General features: G+C 71.6%; 13 protein-coding genes and 3 pseudogenes. 8 read left to right on the top strand and 8 right to left on the bottom strand.

The annotated features are described in order from the left end of the window. Positions 1-26: 26 nt before the first annotated feature. Positions 27-1,253, top strand: coding sequence for a pyridoxal phosphate-dependent aminotransferase (locus AC2W7E_RS11035; RefSeq protein WP_062635128.1), 1,227 nt, complete (start codon positions 27-29; stop codon positions 1,251-1,253). On the opposite strand, the gene AC2W7E_RS11030 is transcribed toward AC2W7E_RS11035, so the two are convergent. From AC2W7E_RS11030 to AC2W7E_RS11020, 3 genes are all read right to left on the bottom strand, one after another. Beyond that, complete coding sequence (locus tag AC2W7E_RS11030; protein ID WP_485989094.1) at positions 1,144-2,424, bottom strand: CpaE/TadZ family protein; 1,281 nt, start codon at positions 2,422-2,424, stop codon at positions 1,144-1,146. The two genes, AC2W7E_RS11035 and AC2W7E_RS11030, sit on opposite strands and share 110 nt — an antisense overlap. Then, on the bottom strand, positions 2,421-3,044 hold the full coding sequence (locus AC2W7E_RS11025) for an SAF domain-containing protein (RefSeq protein ID WP_303708222.1): 624 nt from the start codon (positions 3,042-3,044) through the stop codon (positions 2,421-2,423). The genes AC2W7E_RS11030 and AC2W7E_RS11025 overlap by 4 nt, the downstream gene beginning before the upstream one ends. Positions 3,045-3,425: 381 nt before the next feature. Beyond that, a complete protein-coding gene (locus AC2W7E_RS11020; RefSeq protein WP_126894370.1) occupies positions 3,426-4,037 on the bottom strand; it encodes a hypothetical protein in 612 nt (203 codons plus the stop codon). Positions 4,038-4,191: 154 nt separating this feature from the next. On the opposite strand from AC2W7E_RS11020, the gene AC2W7E_RS11015 reads away from it, so the two are divergent. After that, positions 4,192-4,578, top strand: a complete 387-nt coding sequence (locus AC2W7E_RS11015) for an Rv3235 family protein (protein WP_485989093.1) — start codon at positions 4,192-4,194, stop codon at positions 4,576-4,578. 24 nt (positions 4,579-4,602) lie between these two features. Further along, positions 4,603-6,085, top strand: a pseudogene (locus AC2W7E_RS11010) (sensor histidine kinase). Between the two features lie 58 nt (positions 6,086-6,143). Here AC2W7E_RS11010 and AC2W7E_RS11005 read toward each other — a convergent pair. Beyond that, complete coding sequence (locus AC2W7E_RS11005) at positions 6,144-6,392, bottom strand: WhiB family transcriptional regulator (protein WP_017203224.1); 249 nt, start codon at positions 6,390-6,392, stop codon at positions 6,144-6,146. 230 nt (positions 6,393-6,622) lie between these two features. On the opposite strand from AC2W7E_RS11005, the gene AC2W7E_RS11000 reads away from it, so the two are divergent. Further along, positions 6,623-7,009, top strand: a complete 387-nt coding sequence (locus AC2W7E_RS11000) for a hypothetical protein (protein WP_085607177.1) — start codon at positions 6,623-6,625, stop codon at positions 7,007-7,009. Positions 7,010-7,024: 15 nt separating this feature from the next. Here AC2W7E_RS11000 and bcp read toward each other — a convergent pair whose 3' ends face one another. The 3 genes and pseudogenes from bcp to aroA all read right to left on the bottom strand — a co-directional run bounded on the left by bcp (position 7,025) and on the right by aroA (position 9,894). Then, the gene (gene bcp, locus AC2W7E_RS10995) at positions 7,025-7,498 is read right to left on the bottom strand and encodes a thioredoxin-dependent thiol peroxidase (RefSeq protein ID WP_102208316.1); all 474 of its coding nucleotides are present in this window, start codon (positions 7,496-7,498) and stop codon (positions 7,025-7,027) included. 9 nt (positions 7,499-7,507) lie between these two features. Further along, positions 7,508-8,574: pseudogene (gene rsgA / locus AC2W7E_RS10990) on the bottom strand (ribosome small subunit-dependent GTPase A). Positions 8,575-8,577: 3 nt separating this feature from the next. Further along, positions 8,578-9,894, bottom strand: a complete 1,317-nt coding sequence (gene aroA, locus AC2W7E_RS10985; RefSeq protein ID WP_315109845.1) for a 3-phosphoshikimate 1-carboxyvinyltransferase — start codon at positions 9,892-9,894, stop codon at positions 8,578-8,580. A 123-nt stretch (positions 9,895-10,017) separates the two neighbouring features. On the opposite strand from aroA, the gene AC2W7E_RS10980 reads away from it, so the two are divergent. From AC2W7E_RS10980 to AC2W7E_RS10970, 3 genes are read left to right on the top strand one after another with little or no spacing between them, the layout of a single operon-like run. Then, on the top strand, positions 10,018-10,623 hold the full coding sequence (locus tag AC2W7E_RS10980) for a sigma-70 family RNA polymerase sigma factor (RefSeq protein ID WP_200839056.1): 606 nt from the start codon (positions 10,018-10,020) through the stop codon (positions 10,621-10,623). Further along, the gene (locus tag AC2W7E_RS10975; RefSeq protein WP_025103064.1) at positions 10,620-10,865 is read left to right on the top strand and encodes a zf-HC2 domain-containing protein; all 246 of its coding nucleotides are present in this window, start codon (positions 10,620-10,622) and stop codon (positions 10,863-10,865) included. The genes AC2W7E_RS10980 and AC2W7E_RS10975 overlap by 4 nt, the downstream gene beginning before the upstream one ends. 46 nt (positions 10,866-10,911) lie before the next feature. Then, positions 10,912-12,213, top strand: a complete 1,302-nt coding sequence (locus AC2W7E_RS10970) for a GNAT family N-acetyltransferase (RefSeq protein WP_315104701.1) — start codon at positions 10,912-10,914, stop codon at positions 12,211-12,213. Positions 12,214-12,275: 62 nt separating this feature from the next. On the opposite strand, the pseudogene AC2W7E_RS10965 reads toward AC2W7E_RS10970, so the two are convergent. Next, positions 12,276-15,958: pseudogene (locus tag AC2W7E_RS10965) on the bottom strand (multifunctional oxoglutarate decarboxylase/oxoglutarate dehydrogenase thiamine pyrophosphate-binding subunit/dihydrolipoyllysine-residue succinyltransferase subunit). Between the two features lie 161 nt (positions 15,959-16,119). On the opposite strand from AC2W7E_RS10965, the gene guaB1 reads away from it, so the two are divergent. Next, positions 16,120-17,574, top strand: coding sequence for a GMP reductase (guaB1, locus tag AC2W7E_RS10960; protein WP_249522071.1), 1,455 nt, complete (start codon positions 16,120-16,122; stop codon positions 17,572-17,574). Positions 17,575-17,617: the final 43 nt, after the last annotated feature.

The following is a 17,617-nucleotide window of genomic DNA, read 5'->3' as shown; positions in this document are numbered from 1 at the left end:
TCCTGTCGTCCCTGTAGGCTTGATCGATGACACCATCGCGCACCTTCGACCAGTCGTCGAAGCTCAAGAACGTCCTGTACGAGATCCGCGGAAACGCCCTCGTTGAGGCGGCGCGATTGGAAGCAGAGGGCCACCGGATCCTCAAGCTCAACACCGGCAACCCCGCGATCTTCGGCTTCGACGCCCCGCACCAGATCGTGCACGACATGCTCGCGGCGCTCCCCACGGCCCACGGCTACAGCGACAGCAAGGGCATCATCTCCGCCCGGCGTGCCGTCGTGAGCCGGTACGAGGAGATCGACGGGTTCCCCCGATTCGATCCCGACGACGTCTACCTCGGCAACGGCGTGTCCGAGCTGATCACCATGACCATGCAGGCGCTGCTGGACGAGGGGGACGAGGTCCTCATCCCCGCTCCCGACTACCCGCTCTGGACAGCCATGACGAGCCTCGCGGGCGGCACGCCCGTGCACTACCTCTGCGACGAGGAGCAGGGCTGGCAGCCCGACCTCGAGGACATCCGGTCCAAGATCACGCCGCGGACCAAGGCGCTCGTGATCATCAACCCGAACAACCCCACCGGCGTGGTCTACTCCCGGCAGGTGCTGGAGGGCCTCGTGCAGATCGCGCGCGAGCACCAGCTGCTCATCCTCTCCGACGAGATCTACGACCGCATCCTGTTCGACGACGCCGTGCACATCCCGACGGCGACCCTGGCCCCCGACCTGCTCTGCCTCACGTTCAACGGGCTCTCCAAGACGTACCGCGTGGCCGGCTACCGGTCCGGCTGGATGGTCGTCACGGGACCGCAGGACCACGCCAAGGGCTTCATCGAGGGCATCACGCTGCTGGCCTCGACCCGGCTCTGCCCGAACGTCCCGGCGCAGCACGCCGTGCAGGCGGCGCTGTCCGGGGTGCAGTCGATCGACGCCCTGATCGCCCCGACCGGGCGGCTCCACGAGCAGCGCGACATCGCCTGGGAGGGGCTGGAGGCCATCCCCGGCGTGTCCTGCGTGAAGCCCCAGGGTGCGCTCTACGCCTTCCCGCGACTGGACCCGAACGTGCACGAGATCCGCGACGACGCCAAGCTCGTCTACGACCTGCTGGTATCCGAGCACATCCTGCTCGTGCAGGGGACGGGCTTCAACTGGCCGACGCCGGATCACCTGCGCCTCGTGACCCTGCCAGAGCCGCGAGTGCTGAGCGAAGCCGTCGAGCGACTCGGGAACTTCCTGTCGAGCTACCGGCAGTAGCCTCCGCGGGCACGGACGCATCGAGGTCGGCCGCCAGCCGGCGCACGGCGGCGACCATCGTCGAGCGCGGGGCGACGTCGGAGATCGGCCGGGCGTGGAGCAGCGCCGCATCGACGGCACGACGGTCGTAGGGCAGGAAGGCGATGTCGGTGAGGCCGGCGAACCTCTCCAGCGTGCGACGGATCTGACTCCGGGCGTCGAGGCCGAGGGGTCCCGGTCGCACCTGATTGACGACCACCGTCATCGGCGTCCGCCCCACGAGGCGGCGGACCTCGGCGTGGCCGCGGAGGAAACGGCTGATCCCCACCGGGTCGGCGGGAGCCACCGCCACGACCCGGTCCGCTGCGCCCAGTGCCGCGGTGGTCGCGGCGTGCCGACGGGGGCCGACGACATCATGGGTGGCTTCGTCGTCGGCGTCGATCGCCGCGGAGACGTCGACGATCGTCTCGTCCCGCCAGGTGCGGCAGGCCTCGAGGGCCGCCCGCAGCCGCGCATCCGACAGCTCCGGCCAGCGGCTCGGACGGTTGAGCCCGGCGAGTACGTCGACCTCGGTGCCGCCGGCGAGCAGCCGGACCGAGAGCCGGGAGAGCTCCGCGGGATCCAGCGCCCCGGTCCCCGCGCGGCGGCAGGCTCCGGCGAGCCCCGGGGCGTCGTCGTCCATGCCCAGGAGCAGGGCGAGCGAGGGAGCCACGGTGTCCGCATCGGCCAGGGCTGTCCGCCGACCGCGACGGGCGAGCTCGACGGCGAGCTGGATCGCGACCGTCGACCGTCCGGGCGCCCCGTGCGGGCCCCAGACCGTCGTGATGCGCGACGGGGAGAGCGGCAGTCGCGGGGCGTCGAGCGCATCCGCGGACAGTGCCGCGGCGATCTCCCAGCCCGCCGCATCGGTGCGCAGTGGCGGGGCGAGCCCGAGCCGGGCCACCGCTCGGCTCTCCGGGTCGCCGAGCGTGAGGATGCGGACGCCCGCGCGGTCGCAGGCCGCCCGCAGCTCGACCGTCAGCGTCTCCCTGGTCGCGGGTACCACCACCGCCTCCACGTCCGGCTGCAGGCGCGCGATGAGGGCCGCGGGCGCGGCGGACGGCAGGGCTATCCCCGTGATGCCCTCCCACTCCAGCTCCGCCACGAGCGCATCCACGCGGGGTGCGGCCACGGCCAGGAGGACGACGCTCACGATCCGGACCCGACGGGGACGACGGAGAGCGCCGCCCCGCCGGTGACCGCGCCCAGCACGGCGGCGACGTCGCTGCGGTCGATCACGATCTCGACCTCCGCCGCCCCGTCGGCGAGGAGCCCGTCCGGTTCGAGGACGGTGCGGACCGCGACGTCCCCGACGAGGATGCGCGGCTCGTCGTAGGAGCGGCCGTCGTCGCGCAGCGGCGCCTGCCAGACCTCGACCTCCGTGCCGGTCGCCACATCCTCCGGGAGAGCGACGCTGCTCTCGACGACGACCGTGGTCGTGCGGCTGCTCTCCGCCCCGGCCGTCGCCGTCCGCGGCAGGAGCTCGCCCTTCGTCAGGGTGCGGGCCGCAATCCGCCCCGCGGCGAGCTGCTCCGGCCGGAGGTAGTCGTCGGAGACCGCCCCGAGCGCCACGTCGACGGTCTGGAAGTCGGAGGCACGGAGGACCTCGCCGCGGACGATCGTGCGCCGGGCCTGGAGCACGGGACTCGCCTGGTCCGCAGCGGTGACGATGGACCAGACGCCGGCGACCGAGGCGAGCACGAGGACGATGCCGACCGCGAAGCGGAGGTCGCCCCGGAGGCGGCGACGAGGGGAGCGGAAGAGCGGGGCCATGGCGACATCGTCACAGAAACGCCGTCCGGGGCGACCGAGTTATCCACAAGGTCCCGCCGATCTCCGACACCGTGCCGGACGGCCGCCCAGAATGAGGGCATGACACCCCCGCACCCGCAGACCCCCCGTTTCCTCGCGCCCGCCCAGGTCGCCGAGCTGCTGAGCATCGACATCGACGAGGTGATCGCCCTCGTGCACGCCGGGCATCTGCGCGGCGCCCCGCTCGGGGCACCCGCCCGGTGGCGCATCGAGGAGCCGAGCATCGAGGAGTATCTCGCCGCGCAGACGGAGGAGGCGCGGCGCATGGCGCTGTGGCGGCAGTCGCAGGCGGCCAGCTTCCCGGAGCTCTGGGTCGTTCGGTCACGCCCTTCGCGTGAGCGTTCAGATCGACGCGGTGCCGAGGACGCGCACCGCGGAGAGCGCGGCGTACGGCACCATCCGGAAGCCGTGCACCGCATCCGCGCGGCGGGCAGCGCCGCTGTCGTGCTCGGCGAGATCCAGGTGATCGACGGCGGCACGGTCGATGGTGCCGTGCAGGTCGTCCCCGACCAGCAGCCGGAGCTGCACGGGGAGGCGACGCCGGGCGAGGTCGCGGAGCACGAAGCCCAACGTCATCCGCTCGCGCAGCGTCGGCGCGCCGGGGCTCTCCGCGGCGAGGCTCGCCAGCATCGCCCCGTGGTCGACCGTGAGCCCGCGCACCGCCGCCACCGGGACCAGCAGGACGGCGCTCTGCAACCGTGCGCCCTGCGGCACCCGGGGGAGCGCGGCCACCCAGTCCACACCCAGCGACCGCAGCCCCACGGGCACCCTGGCGCCGTCGGCGAGGTGGAGGATCGCCTCGGCCTGCGCCGCGCACAGGTGCCGCAGACGCGAGCGGAGATCGAGCCGGGCGATGCGGAGGCGCTCGGACTCGGCGTCGCGAGCGGCGCGTTCCGCCTCCCATTCCGCGGCGAGCTGCCCTTCCAGGTCGTCGAAGAGGGATTCCCAGTGCATCCGACCGAGCGTACGGCCGCGCGCCGCCGCACCCGAGTTATCCACATCGGCACCGTCGCGTACGGGTTGTCCACAGACCTTCGCCGTCGTCCCCGCCGGCGGTCCACGCCGTGGTCTACTGACGTCTCGCCGACGCCTTCGAGGGGAGAACCCGATGATGCTGGCCGAGTTCTTCGGACCACAGCCCACCCCCGCCGATCAGCTTCCCGACCCCGCGCTCCTGGTCCGGAGTCTCACGCGCGGCGCGCTCGAGGCGCTCGCCGGGATCCGCGAGGTGGATCAGCTGGCGCGGTGGTTCAGCGAGGAGGCGTACCGCAGCCTCGTCACCCGTGCGAACCTCGCCGCTCGCGCCCGCAGCGCACGCGGGGTGCCGCCGGCCCGGCCGACCTTCGTCATCCGCACCGTGCGGGTGACCCATCCGCGCGACGGCATCGTCGAGGCGGTCGTCGTGGTGGCGGGGCCGGGGCGCACGCGCGCGGTGGCCCTCCGGCTGGAAGGGGTCGACCACCGGTGGCGCGCGACGTCGCTCGCCATCCTCTGAGGTGCGGGACTCTAGGCTGGGGAGGTGCCAACCCTCAGTGATCTCGCCCAGGCCCAGGGCCTTCTGACCGACGACGACGTGGAGTGGCTGCATCGGCTCGCCGGTGACGGACAGCTCCTCGCCGACCTCGCCTCCGCCGACATCGTCCTGTGGATCCAGACCGAGGACGGCTCCTTCATCGCCGTCGCGCACGCGCGGCCCAGTGGCGCGGCGACGCTGTTCTACCGCGACATCGTCGGCGAGCGCGTGCGGCCCCAGTGGCGGACGCAGGTGCAGGGCGCCTTCGAGTCCGCGGAGATCGTGGACTCGTCCTCGCCGGACTGGTTTGAGGAGACGCCGACGCGGGTGCGTGCGGTGCCGATCGTGATCGAGCGTCGCGGAGAGGACAAGGCTCCCCGCGTGATCGGCGTGGTGACGCGGCACACGAACCTCGGCGAGGTCCGCACCCCTTCCCGTCAGCAGATCACCTTCGACGAGTGCGCCAACGACCTGTTCCGCATGATCGCCGACGGGAGCTTCCCCGACCCGGCCGCGCCGACGTCGCCTCGACGCGGGCGCCCGCGCGTCGGACGGCCTGATCCGCATCGACGTCGACGGCATCACGACGTTCGCGAGCCCGAACGCGCTCTCCGCGTTCAACCGGATGGGATTCGACGACGAGCTGGAGGGGGAGTCCCTGGCCGAGGTGACCACCCGGCTCGTCCCGCCGTCCCGTCAGGTCGACGAGTCCCTGCCCGTCGTGGTGACGGGGCGCGCTCCCTGGCGCACCGACATCGAGGCGCGGGGGGTGACCGTCTCGCTGCGCGCGATCCCGCTGAAGGACCACGGCACGCGCATCGGAGCGATCGTGCTGTGCCGCGACGTCTCGGAGCTGCGTCACCAGGAGCAGGAGCTCATCACCAAGGACGCGACGATCCGCGAGATCCACCACCGGGTGAAGAACAATCTGCAGACGGTCGCCTCGCTGCTGCGGATCCAGGCGCGGCGCACGCACTCCGACGAGGCGCGCGACGCCCTCACCCAGGCCATGCGCCGCGTGGACGCCATCGCGGTCGTGCATGACACGCTCGCGCAGGGCCTCACGCAGAAGGTCGACTTCGACGAGGTCTTCCACCGGGTCCTCAAGCTCGTCGCCGAGGTCGCCTCGGCGCCGAACACCCGAGCGCGCACGCAGTCCACGGGGCGTTTCGGTGTGCTCCCCAGCGAGTACGCCACCCCGCTGGCGCTGGCGCTGACGGAGGTCGTGACGAACGCGGTCGAGCACGGTCTCGCCGGACAGGAGGGCGTCGTCACGATCGATGCGAAGCGCACGGAGGACAACCTCCGGGTGACGGTGCGCGACACCGGTCACGGGCTTCCCGAGGGTCGGGTGGGGCAGGGTCTGGGGACGCAGATCATCCGCACCCTCATCCAGGGCGAGCTCGGCGGCACCATCGACTGGCAGGGGAGCGAGGGCGAGGGCACCGAGGTGGTCATCGACATCCCGCTGCGCTGGCTGGAGCGCTGAGCCCGCCCGTGCACGCAGAAGCGGCCTGAGACCGGGTCTCAGGCCGCTTCCGTGAATCTCAGGAGGCGCGGCGGGCGCGGGCCGCGCGACGCTTGAGAGCGCGACGCTCGTCCTCGGAGAGGCCGCCCCAGACGCCGGAGTCCTGGCTGGTCTCCAGGGCGTACTGCAGGCAGATCTCGGTGACCGTGCAGGTCGCGCAGACCGTCTTGGCCTTCTCGATCTGGTCGACGGCTGGGCCGGTGTTCCCGACGGGGAAGAACAGTTCGGGGTCGACGGTCAGGCAGGCGGCCTTGTCACGCCAGTCCATGGGGGCTCCTCGGTGTGGATTTCATGAGATGTCGCGATGCGACCTCTCGATTCGGGTGACGGTTCGGGTTCCGCTACCCTGTTGAGATACGGGCGGATGCCCGCTGATTGTGATGCGAACGCGAACGTTCGCCCCACGCCGCTGTGGGAGCACATGACTTTCTCTATTCTGTTACATGAATACCCTGAAATCAAGGGTTTTCTCGTCATTGGATCCCCGGGAGGACACCCGTGCGCGCACCGGGAATCGCCCGCGCCGCCGCCGCCGTGCTGGCGGTGGAAGCCGTCGCCCTGCTCGTGTTCGCCGCGATCGAGATGGCCGGACTCGGGGCGGGGGACGCCGCGTCGCTGCCGACGGCCATCGCTCTCATCGTCCTGACGCTGATCGGCGCCGCCGCACTCGCGGCCTTCGCGTTCGGCACCCGCGCGGGACGCTCCTGGGCGCGCTCCGGGGGCGTGGTGTTCCAGGTCCTCGCGATCGCCCTGGCGCTCGGTGCCCTCACGCTGCCGCCCATCCCGTGGGCCTTCGTGCTCGGACTCGGCATCCCGGCCGTCGCGGGCTTCGCGCTCCTCATCGCGAGCGCACGCCGGGAGGGCTCACGCCGCGAAGCGGAGTGAGCGGGACCCGACCCTTCAGGCGTCGATGCCGAGCTGCTTGCGCAGCCGCGCGACGTGGCCCGTGGCCTTCACGTTGTACTGCGCGCTCGTGATGACGCCGTCCTCGTCGAGGACGAACGTCGAGCGGATCACGCCTTCGACGAGCTTGCCGTAGTTCATCTTCTCGCCCCAGGCGCCGTACGCCTCGTGTACCGCGTGGTCGGGGTCGCTGAGCAGCGGGAACGTGAGGCCGTCGCGGTCGCGGAAGGCGGCGAGCTTCGCCGGCTCGTCCCGCGAGACGCCGACGACCTGATACCCGGCGCCCTGCAGCGACGAGATGCTGTCGCGGAAGTCGCAGGCCTCCGTCGTGCACCCCGGCGTCATGGCGGCCGGGTAGAAGTACAGCACCGTCTTCGTGCCGCGGAGGTCGGCCAGGCGGACGGTGTTCCCGTCCTGGTCGAGCAGGGAGAAGTCGGGGGCGGCGGTTCCGGTTTCCAGGCGTTCGGTCACCCGTCCAGCCTATCGTCCGGGGGGCTGCTCCGCCTTGTCGGCGAAGGTCTGCAGGAGGCGCTGCAGGGAGTCCAGCCGGGCGCGCCCGTCTCGCTCAGCTCGCCGCGCTCCGCCGCCTCGATGAGGGCGCAGTCCGGCGCGTCGGGGAGGTGGGTGCAGCCGCGCGGGCAGTCCTCGGCGATGACGGCGAGCTCGGTGAAGGCGGCGAGGATGTTCGCGGGGTCGACGTGCCCGAGGCCGAAGGAGCGGACGCCGGGGGTGTCGATGACCCAGCCGGAGCCGTCGGCGCTCTCGTAGCGTAGCGAGACGGTGGAGGAGGAGGTGTGTCGCCCGCGGCCGGTGACCTGGTTCACGTGTCCGGTGGCGCGGCCCGCGGTCGGCACCAGGGCGTTCACCAGCGTCGACTTGCCGACACCGGAGTGTCCGACGAACACCGTCGAGTGGCCGATGAGTGCGGCGCCGATCTCGTCGACCGGCATCTCGTCCTGTGCGCTCGTGAAGACCCGGAGATCGAGGCCCTCGAAGTGCGCGAGGAACGGCGCGGGGTCGGCGAGATCGGTCTTCGTCACGACCAGGAGGGGACGGATGCCGGCGTCCAGTGCGGCGACGAGGTAGCGGTCGACGAGCCGGGCGCGGGGCTCGGGGTCGGCCGCCGCGACGACGACGAGCATCTGGTCGGCGTTCGCGACGATCACCCGCTCGACCTCGTCGGTGTCGTCGGCGCTGCGGCGGAGGAGCGAGGTGCGCTCGACGATGCCCACGATCCGGCCGAGCGTGCCCTCGTCGCCCGAGGTGTCGCCGACGACGCGGGCCCGGTCGCCCGTGACGATCGGCGTGCGCCGCAGCTCCCGCGCGCGCGCTGCGGTGATCGTGCGCTCCTGCGGGGTGTCCTCGTCGAGGAGCACGGAGTACCGGCCACGGTCGACGCCGAGGACGCGGCCGATCTGCGCATCCTCGTGCGCAGGACGGCGTTTGGTGCGCGGCCGGTTGGCCTTCGGGTTCGGACGCGTGCGGATGCTGCTCTCGTCGTAGTCCTCGAAGTCGTCCTCGAGGTCGTCGTCGTTCAGCCAGCTCACCCGTCAGCCTCGCAGCATCCGCTCCCAGAGCATGGTGAACTCCGGGAGGGTCTTGGCGGTGGTGCCGATGTCGTCGATGACCACGTCGGGGACGCGGAGGCCGATCAGCGCGCCGGTCGTCGCCATCCGGTGGTCGTGGTGCGCGGCCCAGGTGCCGCCCCGGAGTGGACCGGGAACGATGCGGATGCCGTCGGGGAGCTCCTCGGCGGTTCCGCCGAGCGCGCGCAGGTTCCCGACGAGCGCCGCGATCCGGTCGGTCTCGTGAAGACGGATGTGGCCGATGCCGCGGATGGTCGTGGGGCCGTCGGCGAAGGCCGCGAGACCGACGAGGGTCGGCGTCAGCTCGCTGGCGGCGGAGAGATCGAGATCCAGTCCGCGGATTCCGGAACCGGCCCGCACGGTGAGCACGCCGCCGTGACGGCTGACGTGTGCACCCGCTGCCTGCAGGATCTCGGGGAGCATCGCTCCGGGCTGGGTCGAGTGCGCCGGCCAGCCGGTGATCGCGACGGAGCCTCCGGCGACGAGGGCCGCCGCCAGGAACGGGGCGGCGTTGGAGAGATCCGGCTCGATCGGGATCTCCTTGGCGCGGGGGACTCCGGCCTCCACCAGCCATTCGCCCACCGCGGGGCGCTCGATGCGGATGCCGCGGCGGCTCAGGGCCTCGATGGTCATGTCGATGTGCGGCAGGCTCGGCAGCCGCTCGCCCGTGTGCACGAGGTGCAGGCCGACGTCGAAGCGCGGGGCCGCGAGCAGCAGCCCGGACACGAACTGGCTGGAGGCCGACGCGTCGATCTCCACGCGACCGCCGCGGATGTGGCCGTGGCCGCGGATGGTGAACGGGAGGGCCCAGGTGCCCTCGTCGTCGATGTCGACGCCGAGGTCGCGCAGGGCGCTGATGAGCCCGCCCATGGGCCGGTGCAGAGCCGTCTCGTGCGCGGTGAGGTGGACGTCCTGTTCCGCGAGGCCGGCCAGCGGTGCGATGAAGCGCATGACGGTCCCGGCCTGGCCGCAGTCGATCGTCGTGCCGCCGCGGAGCTTGCCGGGCGTGATCACGAGGTCGGGACCGAACTCATGACCGGCGTCGACCTCCTCGATGCCGACGCCGAGCGCGCGGAGGGCCTCCACCATGCGCTGCGAGTCGTCGGAGTGCAGCGGCGCGATCAGGCGGCCGGGGCCGTCCGCGATTGCCGCGATGAGGAGCTCGCGGTTCGTGAGGGACTTGGAGCCGGGGATCGTGAGCTCGGCGTGCACCGGGCCGTCGATCGTGGGCGCGGGGTAGGCGCCCTGCACACGGGTGGGGGAATACCTTTTGGCGCTCATCGGTTCTCACCTTAGTAAACGCAACGCCGTCCTCGTGAGAGGCGGCCCCCGTGCGAAGGGAAGAGGATGCCTGCGACGCTGGAACGCGAGGTGATCGACCTCAGCCGCCTAGACTGGCCGGTGATGGACGACACCGCAACCGCAGCCACCGTCGGCGACCCTCGGCGCGAGTTCGAGGAGCAGGCGCTCCCCTTCATGGACCAGCTCTACGCCGCCGCGATGCGCATGACGCGCAATCCCGCTGACGCTGCCGATCTCGTGCAGGAGACCTTCGTCAAGGCCTACGGCTCGTGGTCGACCTTCGCGCAGGGCACGAACCTCAAGGCGTGGCTGTACCGCATCCTCACCAACACGTACATCAACATCTACCGCAAGCGGCAGCGCGAGCCCTTCCAGGGCACCATCGACGAGCTCGAGGACTGGCAGCTCGGCGGCGCGGAGTCGACCACCGCTTCGCACAGCCGGTCGGCAGAGGCGGAAGCCATCGACCGCATGCCGGCGTCGGTCGTGAAGGACGCCCTGCAGGCGGTTCCGGAGGACTTCCGGCTCGCGGTGTACCTCGCCGACGTCGAGGGCTTCGCGTACCAGGAGATCGCCGACATCATGAAGACCCCCATCGGCACCGTGATGAGCCGTCTGCACCGTGGCAGGCGGATGCTGCGGGAGCTGCTGGCCGACTACGCCGCGGAGCGGGGAATCGCCGCGGCTGACCCGAGGAGCAAGAAATGAGCGACTGCGGCTGCGACAAGGCCCGTCAGGATCTGGAGGAGTACCTCCGCAACGAGGTGTGCAAGACCGAGCACGCCGAGATCCGCGAGCACCTGGAGAACTGCCCGGCGTGCCGGGACGAGGCTCTGGTGGCGACGACCCTCACCGAGGTCATCGCCCGCGCCTGCAAGGAGACCGCTCCGGAGGAGCTGCGCGACCAGGTGTTCGCCCGGCTCCGCGAGGTCCAGGCCGCGCAGCACTGAGCGCCCCGGGGCGCGGAGCGTCGGAGACCGCCCGTAGGCTGTGTGCATGGCCCTCATCGATGCGCGCGGGATCCCCGCTGACCAGACGTCCGTCGACCGCCTCGCGGGGGAGGGCCTCGAGTACCGGGTCCTCGATACGACGGATTCCACGCGCGTCGCCGCCTTCCAGCGGGCGATGGCCCGCGGGTTCCTCGGCGCCGACCCCTCGGAGGCGGCTCGTGAGGAGGGCGTGGGCACGCTGAGGAGCCGGCGCAACATCGGCGTGTACGAGCCCGACGCCCCGGCCGACCGCTTCCCGGTGGCGACCATCGACTCCTGGGTGACGCCGCTGACGATCCCCGGCGGCGAGATCGGGATGTGGGCGATCAGCGGGGTCACCGTAGCCGGCACGCACCGCCGCCGTGGCATCGCGCGCGCCCTGCTGGAGGGCGAGCTGCGCGCCGCCGTCGATGCCGGCCTCCCCGTCGCGGGCCTCACGGTGTCCGAGGCGACGATCTACGGCCGGTACGGCTTCGGCTCCGCCGTCCCCGTGGCGCGGTTCACCGTGGATGTGCGCCGCGCCGGCTGGGCGGGCCCCGTCCCGGCCGGCCGCGTGGAGTACCTCGAGCGCGAGGAGCTCGCCGAGGCGCTGGCGGAGGCGCACGAGCGCGCCCGTACCGCGCGGTCCGGTCAGGTCCCGGGGTGGGCGGCCCGCTGGGCGGGCATCAGCGGGCTCGCGAGCACCGACACCGACCGGGATCGGGTGCGCGGCGTCCGCTATCGCGACGAGTCCGGTCAGGTGCGCGGCGTGATGGCCTTCCACCTCAGCGAGCGCGGCGGCACGTTCCGGTTCGCAGCGCACGTGCGCCTGCTCGTCGGCGAGACGGCGGAAGCGACGGCTGCGCTGTGGCGGTTCGCGCTGCAGCACGACCTCGTCGACGAGGTGACCGCCGATCTCCGACCGCTCGACGACGCCCTGCCGTGGCTGGTCGCGGACCCGCGCGGCGTCACCCAGGAGGTTCACGACCACGGTTGGCTCCGCGTCCTGGACGTCCCCGCCGCGCTCACGGCCCGGACCTACGCCGCGCCCCTGGACACCGTGCTCCGCATCGAGGACCCCCTGGGATTCGCCGCGGGCACCTGGCGCCTGCGCGTCGACCCAGAGGGGCGGGCGCACATCGAGGACGCTCCGGGCGCCGAGGCGGACCTCGTCCTCGACGTCTCCGCGCTCTCGTCGATCTACGCCGGCAGCATCCGCGTCGCCGCGCTGCACGGAGCGGGCCGGATCACGGGCCCGGTGGACGCCGTCGAGGCACTGGACCGTGCGTTCGTCGCCTTCCCGGCGCCCTCCCTCGACATCTGGTACTGACCCACGGACCGAGAAGGGCGCCCCGGCCGAAGCCGGGGCGCCCTTCGTCGTCAGAGAGGCGGTCAGCCCAGGGTGACCGCCGCGCGGATGAGCGCGGCCTGCTCGGTCGCGTGCACCTTGGACGATCCCGTCGCCGGCGAGGCCGACGCCGGACGCGAGACCGGGCGGAACGAGCGGTCGCCGGGGACGTCCGCGAAGGCCAGAGCCAGGAACGGCCAGGCGCCCTGGTTCTCCGGCTCCTCCTGCACCCACACGAGCTCGGCGTTCGGGTACGAGTCGGTGATCTTCTTCAGCTCGTCGATGGGCGTCGGGTAGAGCTGCTCCAGACGCACCAGGGCGATCTCCGGGTTCGGGTTCTTCTCCAGCTCGGCGCGGAGGTCCCAGTGCACCTTGCCGCTGTGCACGAGCACGCGCTTCACGGCGGAACGGTCGAGACCGCGGTCGTCGTCGAGGACCGGCTCGAAGCGGCCCCCGGTGAACGCCTCCACCGGGCTCGTCGCGCCGCGCAGGCGCAGCATGGCCTTCGGCGTGAACACGATGAGCGGCTTGCGCGGACGGGCGTAGGCCTGCCGGCGCAGCAGGTGGAAGTGCGACGCCGGGGTCGATGGACGGGCCACGATCATGTTGTCCTGCGCGCACAGCTGCAGGAACCGCTCGATGCGTGCGGAGGAGTGGTCCGGTCCCTGGCCCTCGTAGCCGTGGGGGAGCAGGAGCGTGACGCTGGACTGCTGACCCCACTTCTGCTCCGCGGCGGAGATGTACTCGTCGATGACCGACTGGGCGCCGTTGACGAAGTCGCCGAACTGCGCCTCCCACAGGACCAGGGCCTCCGGCGCCTCCACGGAGTAGCCGTACTCGAAGCCGAGCGCGGCGTACTCGCTGAGGAGGGAGTCGTAGACGAAGAAGCGGCCCTGCGCGTCGGACAGGTTCGACAGCGGCAGCCACTCCTGGCCGTTCGCACGGTCGTGGAGCGCCGCGTGCCGCTGCACGAAGGTCCCGCGTCGCGAGTCCTGGCCGGCGAGGCGCACCGGGGTGCCCTCGACCAGGAGCGAGCCGAAGGCGAGCAGCTCGCCGAAGCCCCAGTCGATGTTCCCGTTGCGGCTCATGTCCAGGCGCTTCTCCAGCAGCTGCTGGATCTTCGGGTGCACCGTGAAGCCCTCGGGCTTGTTCACGAACGCGTCGCCGATGAGGCGGATGACCTCGGCGGGGACACCGGTGACCTCGGGGGCTCCGACCTGGTCCTCGACCTGCGGGGCCTCCTCGGGGGCGATCGGGGTCGCGCCGGTCTCGGCGGCGTGCGTCTCGGCGAAGGCGATCTCCAGACGGTTCTGGAAGTCGGCCTTGGCCTCGTCGTACTCCTCCTCGGTGATGTCGCCGCGACCGACGAGGGACTCCGTGTACAGGCGGCGGACGGAGCGCTTCGCCTGGATGAGGTCGGTCATCAGCGGCTGCGTCATCGAGGGGTCGTCGCCCTCGTTGTGCCCGCGTCGGCGGTAGCAGACGAGGTCGATCACGACTCGCGGTGGAAGCGCTCGCGGTACTCGAACGCGAGCTGCGCGACGTGGATGACGGCCTCGGGGTCGTCGCCGTTCACGTGGAAGACCGGCGCCTGGATCGTCTTGGCGACGTCGGTGGCGTAGACCGAGGTGCGGGCGTCGCTCGGCGTCGTGGTGAAGCCGACCTGGTTGTTGACGACCACGTGGATCGTGCCGCCCGTGCGGTAGCCGCGCAGCTGCGACATCTGCAGGGTCTCGACGACGACGCCCTGGCCGGCGAAGGCCGCGTCGCCGTGGACGAGGATGGGCAGCCAGGCGAAGGTGCCGATGGGCTTGCGGTCCTGCTTGGCGCGGACGATGCCCTCCAGCACGCCGTCGACCGTCTCCAGGTGGGAGGGGTTGGCGGCGAGGTACACCGGCAGCGCGGAGCCGTCGTCGGCGACGAACGTGCCCTCGGTGCCCAGGTGGTATTTCACGTCGCCCGAGCCGCGCTGGTTGCCGGGGGTCTGCGTGCCCTCGAACTCGCGGAAGACCTGGCCGTACGTCTTGCCGGCGATGTTGGTGAGCACGTTCAGGCGGCCGCGGTGGGCCATGCCGATCGCGGCGCCCTCCAGACCGGCCGTGGCCGCGCCCTGGAGGATCTCGTCGAGGAGGGGGATCAGCGACTCGCCGCCCTCGAGCGAGAAGCGCTTCTGGCCGACGAACTTCGTCTGCAGGAAGGTCTCGAAGGCCTCGGCCTCGTTGAGCTTGCGCAGCACGCGCAGCTGCTCGTCATGGCCGGGCTTCTGGTACTTGACCTCGACCTTCTCCTGGAACCAGCGGCGCTGCTCCGGGTCCTGGATGTGCATGTACTCGATGCCGAGAGTGCGGCAGTACGAGTCGCGCAGCACGCCGAGGATGTCGCGGAGCTTGGCGACGCGGCGTCCGCCGAACCCGCCCGTGACGAACTCGCGGTCGAGGTCCCAGAAGGTCAGGCCGTGGCTCTCGATCTCCAGGTCGGGGTGCGAGCGCTGACGGTACTCGAGCGGGTCGATGTCGGCCATGAGGTGGCCGCGCACGCGGAAGGAGTTGATGAGCTCCTGCACGCGCGACTGCTTGTCGACGCGCTCGGCGAGGTCGACCGCGATGTCGGGGTTCCAGCGGATGGGCGCGTACGGGATGCGCAGCGCCGCGAAGATGTCGTCGTAGAAGCCCCGCTGCCCGATGAGCAGCTCGTGCACCTTCTTCAGGAACTCGCCGGAGCCGGCGCCCTGGATGACGCGGTGGTCGTAGGTGCTCGTGAGCGTGATGGTCTTGCCGATCGCGAGCTCGTTGAGCGTCTTGTCGCTCGCGCCCTGGAACTCGGCGGGGTACTCGAGGGCGCCGGCGCCGATGATGCAGCCCTGGCCCTTCATGAGACGCGGGACCGAGTGCACCGTGCCGATGCCGCCCGGGTTGGTGAGCGAGACCGTGGTGCCCTGGAAGTCGGCGGCGGTGAGCTTGTTGGCGCGGGCGCGGGTGACGAGGTCCTCATAGGCGGCGAGGTACTCGGTGAAGGTCATGGTGTCGGCACGCTTGATGCTCGGGACCATGAGGGCGCGGGTGCCGTCCGGCTTGGGCAGGTCGATCGCGATGCCGAGGTTGACGTGCGCCGGGGCCACGACGGAGGGCTTGCCGTCGATCTCGGCGTAGAAGACGTTCTGGCTGCGGAACTCGTCGAGGGTGCGGATGAGCGCCCAGCCGATGAGGTGGGTGAAGCTGACCTTGCCGCCGCGCGTGCGGGCCATGTGGTTGTTGATGACGATGCGGTTGTCGATCATCAGCTTGGCCGGGACCGTGCGGACGCTCGTCGCGGTGGGGACGGTGAGCGATTCGTCCATGTTCGCGGCGAGGGTCTTCGGCAGACCGCGCAGCGGGGTGACCTTGTCCTCTTCGGACGGCTGCTGCGTCTCCTTGGACTCCTGCTTCGGCTTCGGCGCCTGGGCGGGGATCGGCGCGGCCGCCGCCGGCTTCGCGGTGGTGCGGGCGACGGGCTGTGCTCCGATCACGGGGATGGGAGCGGTCACGGGGTGCGCCGGGGCCGCGGTCGCGGCGGGAGCGGCAGCGCCTCCGGCGGCCGTGGTCTCGGAGTGGTACTTCTCCAGAATGGGCCACCACTCCTTGTCGACCGAGTCGCGGTTCTCCTTGAACTGCTCGTAGAGCTCTTCGACGAGCCAGGAATTGGCTCCGAACCCCCCGTCGCCACCGACGCCGGTCACCTGGTTCGACACGCTCTATCGCCCTCTTTCATCGCTGAAGATCTCCGATGCGGACGCACGACGCAGGATGCGCTCGGGCCCGCACACTCTCGACCACCAAGCCTAACCTGTTTCGACCGAGGAGACGTCGAACAGCACGACCCGTGGCGCGCCGATCTGGGTACCGTGGAGACATGGAGTTCTCAGGTGCGCAGCCGACCGTCGATCTGACCTACTCGGACGTCTTCCTGGTGCCGCGCCGCTCGGCCGTCACCAGTCGCCTCCAGGTCGATCTCGCTCCGCACGACGGCACCCCGGCGACGCTGCCGCTCGTCGCCGCGAACATGAACTCGGTGACCGGGCCGCGGATCGCCGCCGTGCTCGCGCGTCGAGGGGCGCTGGGCGTGCTGCCGCAGGACCTCCCGCTCCAGGAGCTCGACGCCGCGATCCGCGACGTGAAGGGGCAGCCGGTGCTCTGGGACACGCCGCTCGTGCTGCCCCCGGAGGCGACCGTCGCCGACGCCCTCCGCCTGCTCCCCGCCGCCCCCGGCCACGGCATCGTCGTGGCCTCCGGCGCGGCGCCGATCCCCGTCGACCGCATCGTCGGGGTGCTCCCGGCCACCCGTCTCGCGACCGCGCTGCCCGACGCGCAGCTCGGCGACCTCGTGCACCGGGGCACGCCGTCCATCGACGCGGACGACATCGGCTCCGAACGGCACGCCTTCGACGTCATCACCGAGGCGGACGTCGAGGTCGTCACGGTCGTCCACCACGGCCACCTCGTCGGGACGCTGAGCGCCCGCAGCGCCCTCCGCGCCACGCTGTACCGGCCGGCCGTGGACGCCGGCGGGCGCCTCGCCGTCGCCGCGGCGGTCGGCATCAACGGCGACGTCGGGGCGAAAGCGAAGGCGCTCGCGGCGGCCGGGGTGGACGTGCTCGTCGTCGACACCGCGCACGGCCACCAGGAGGGCATGCTCCGGGCGCTGCAGGAGGTCGCGTCCCTCGGGCTCGGGCTCCCCATCGTCGCGGGGAACATCGTCACCGCGGACGGCGTGCGGGATCTCGTCGACGCGGGCGCCTCGATCCTCAAGGTCGGCGTCGGACCAGGGGCGATGTGCACGACGCGGATGATGACGGCGGTCGGTCGTCCCCAGTTCTCCGCGGTGCTGGAGACCGCGCAGGCCGCCGCCGAGGCCGGAGCGCATGTCTGGGCCGACGGCGGGGTGCGCTACCCGCGGGACGTCGCCCTCGCGCTCGCTGCCGGTGCGGCCTCCGTCATGGTCGGCTCCTGGTTCGCCGGGACGATCGAGGCCCCGGGCGAGCTCCAGCGCGACACGGACGGTCGTCTGTTCAAGGAGTCGTGGGGGATGGCCTCGACCAAGGCCGTGCAGGCGCGGTTCGGTCGGCTCGACGCCTACGAGCGCGCGCGCAAGGAGCTGTTCGCCGAGGGCATCTCCTCCTCCAGGATCTACCTCGACCCGCTGCGCCCGGGCATCGAGGACCTGCTCGACATGATCACGTCGGGCGTGCGGTCGTCCTTCACCTACGCCGGGGCCGCGACCGTGCCGGAGTTCCACGACCGCGCTCTCGTCGGACTGCAGTCGGCGGCGGGCTACGAGGAGGGCAAGGCGCTGCCGGTCAGTTGGTGATCACCTGCCGCGACCACAGTCCGCTTCTGTAGAATCGAGCGCA

Source organism: Microbacterium sp. CFSPD4_SD4, assembly GCF_057364585.1.
Note: the sequence above shows the minus strand (reverse complement) of the source record. Positions and strands in the feature narration are given on the sequence as shown.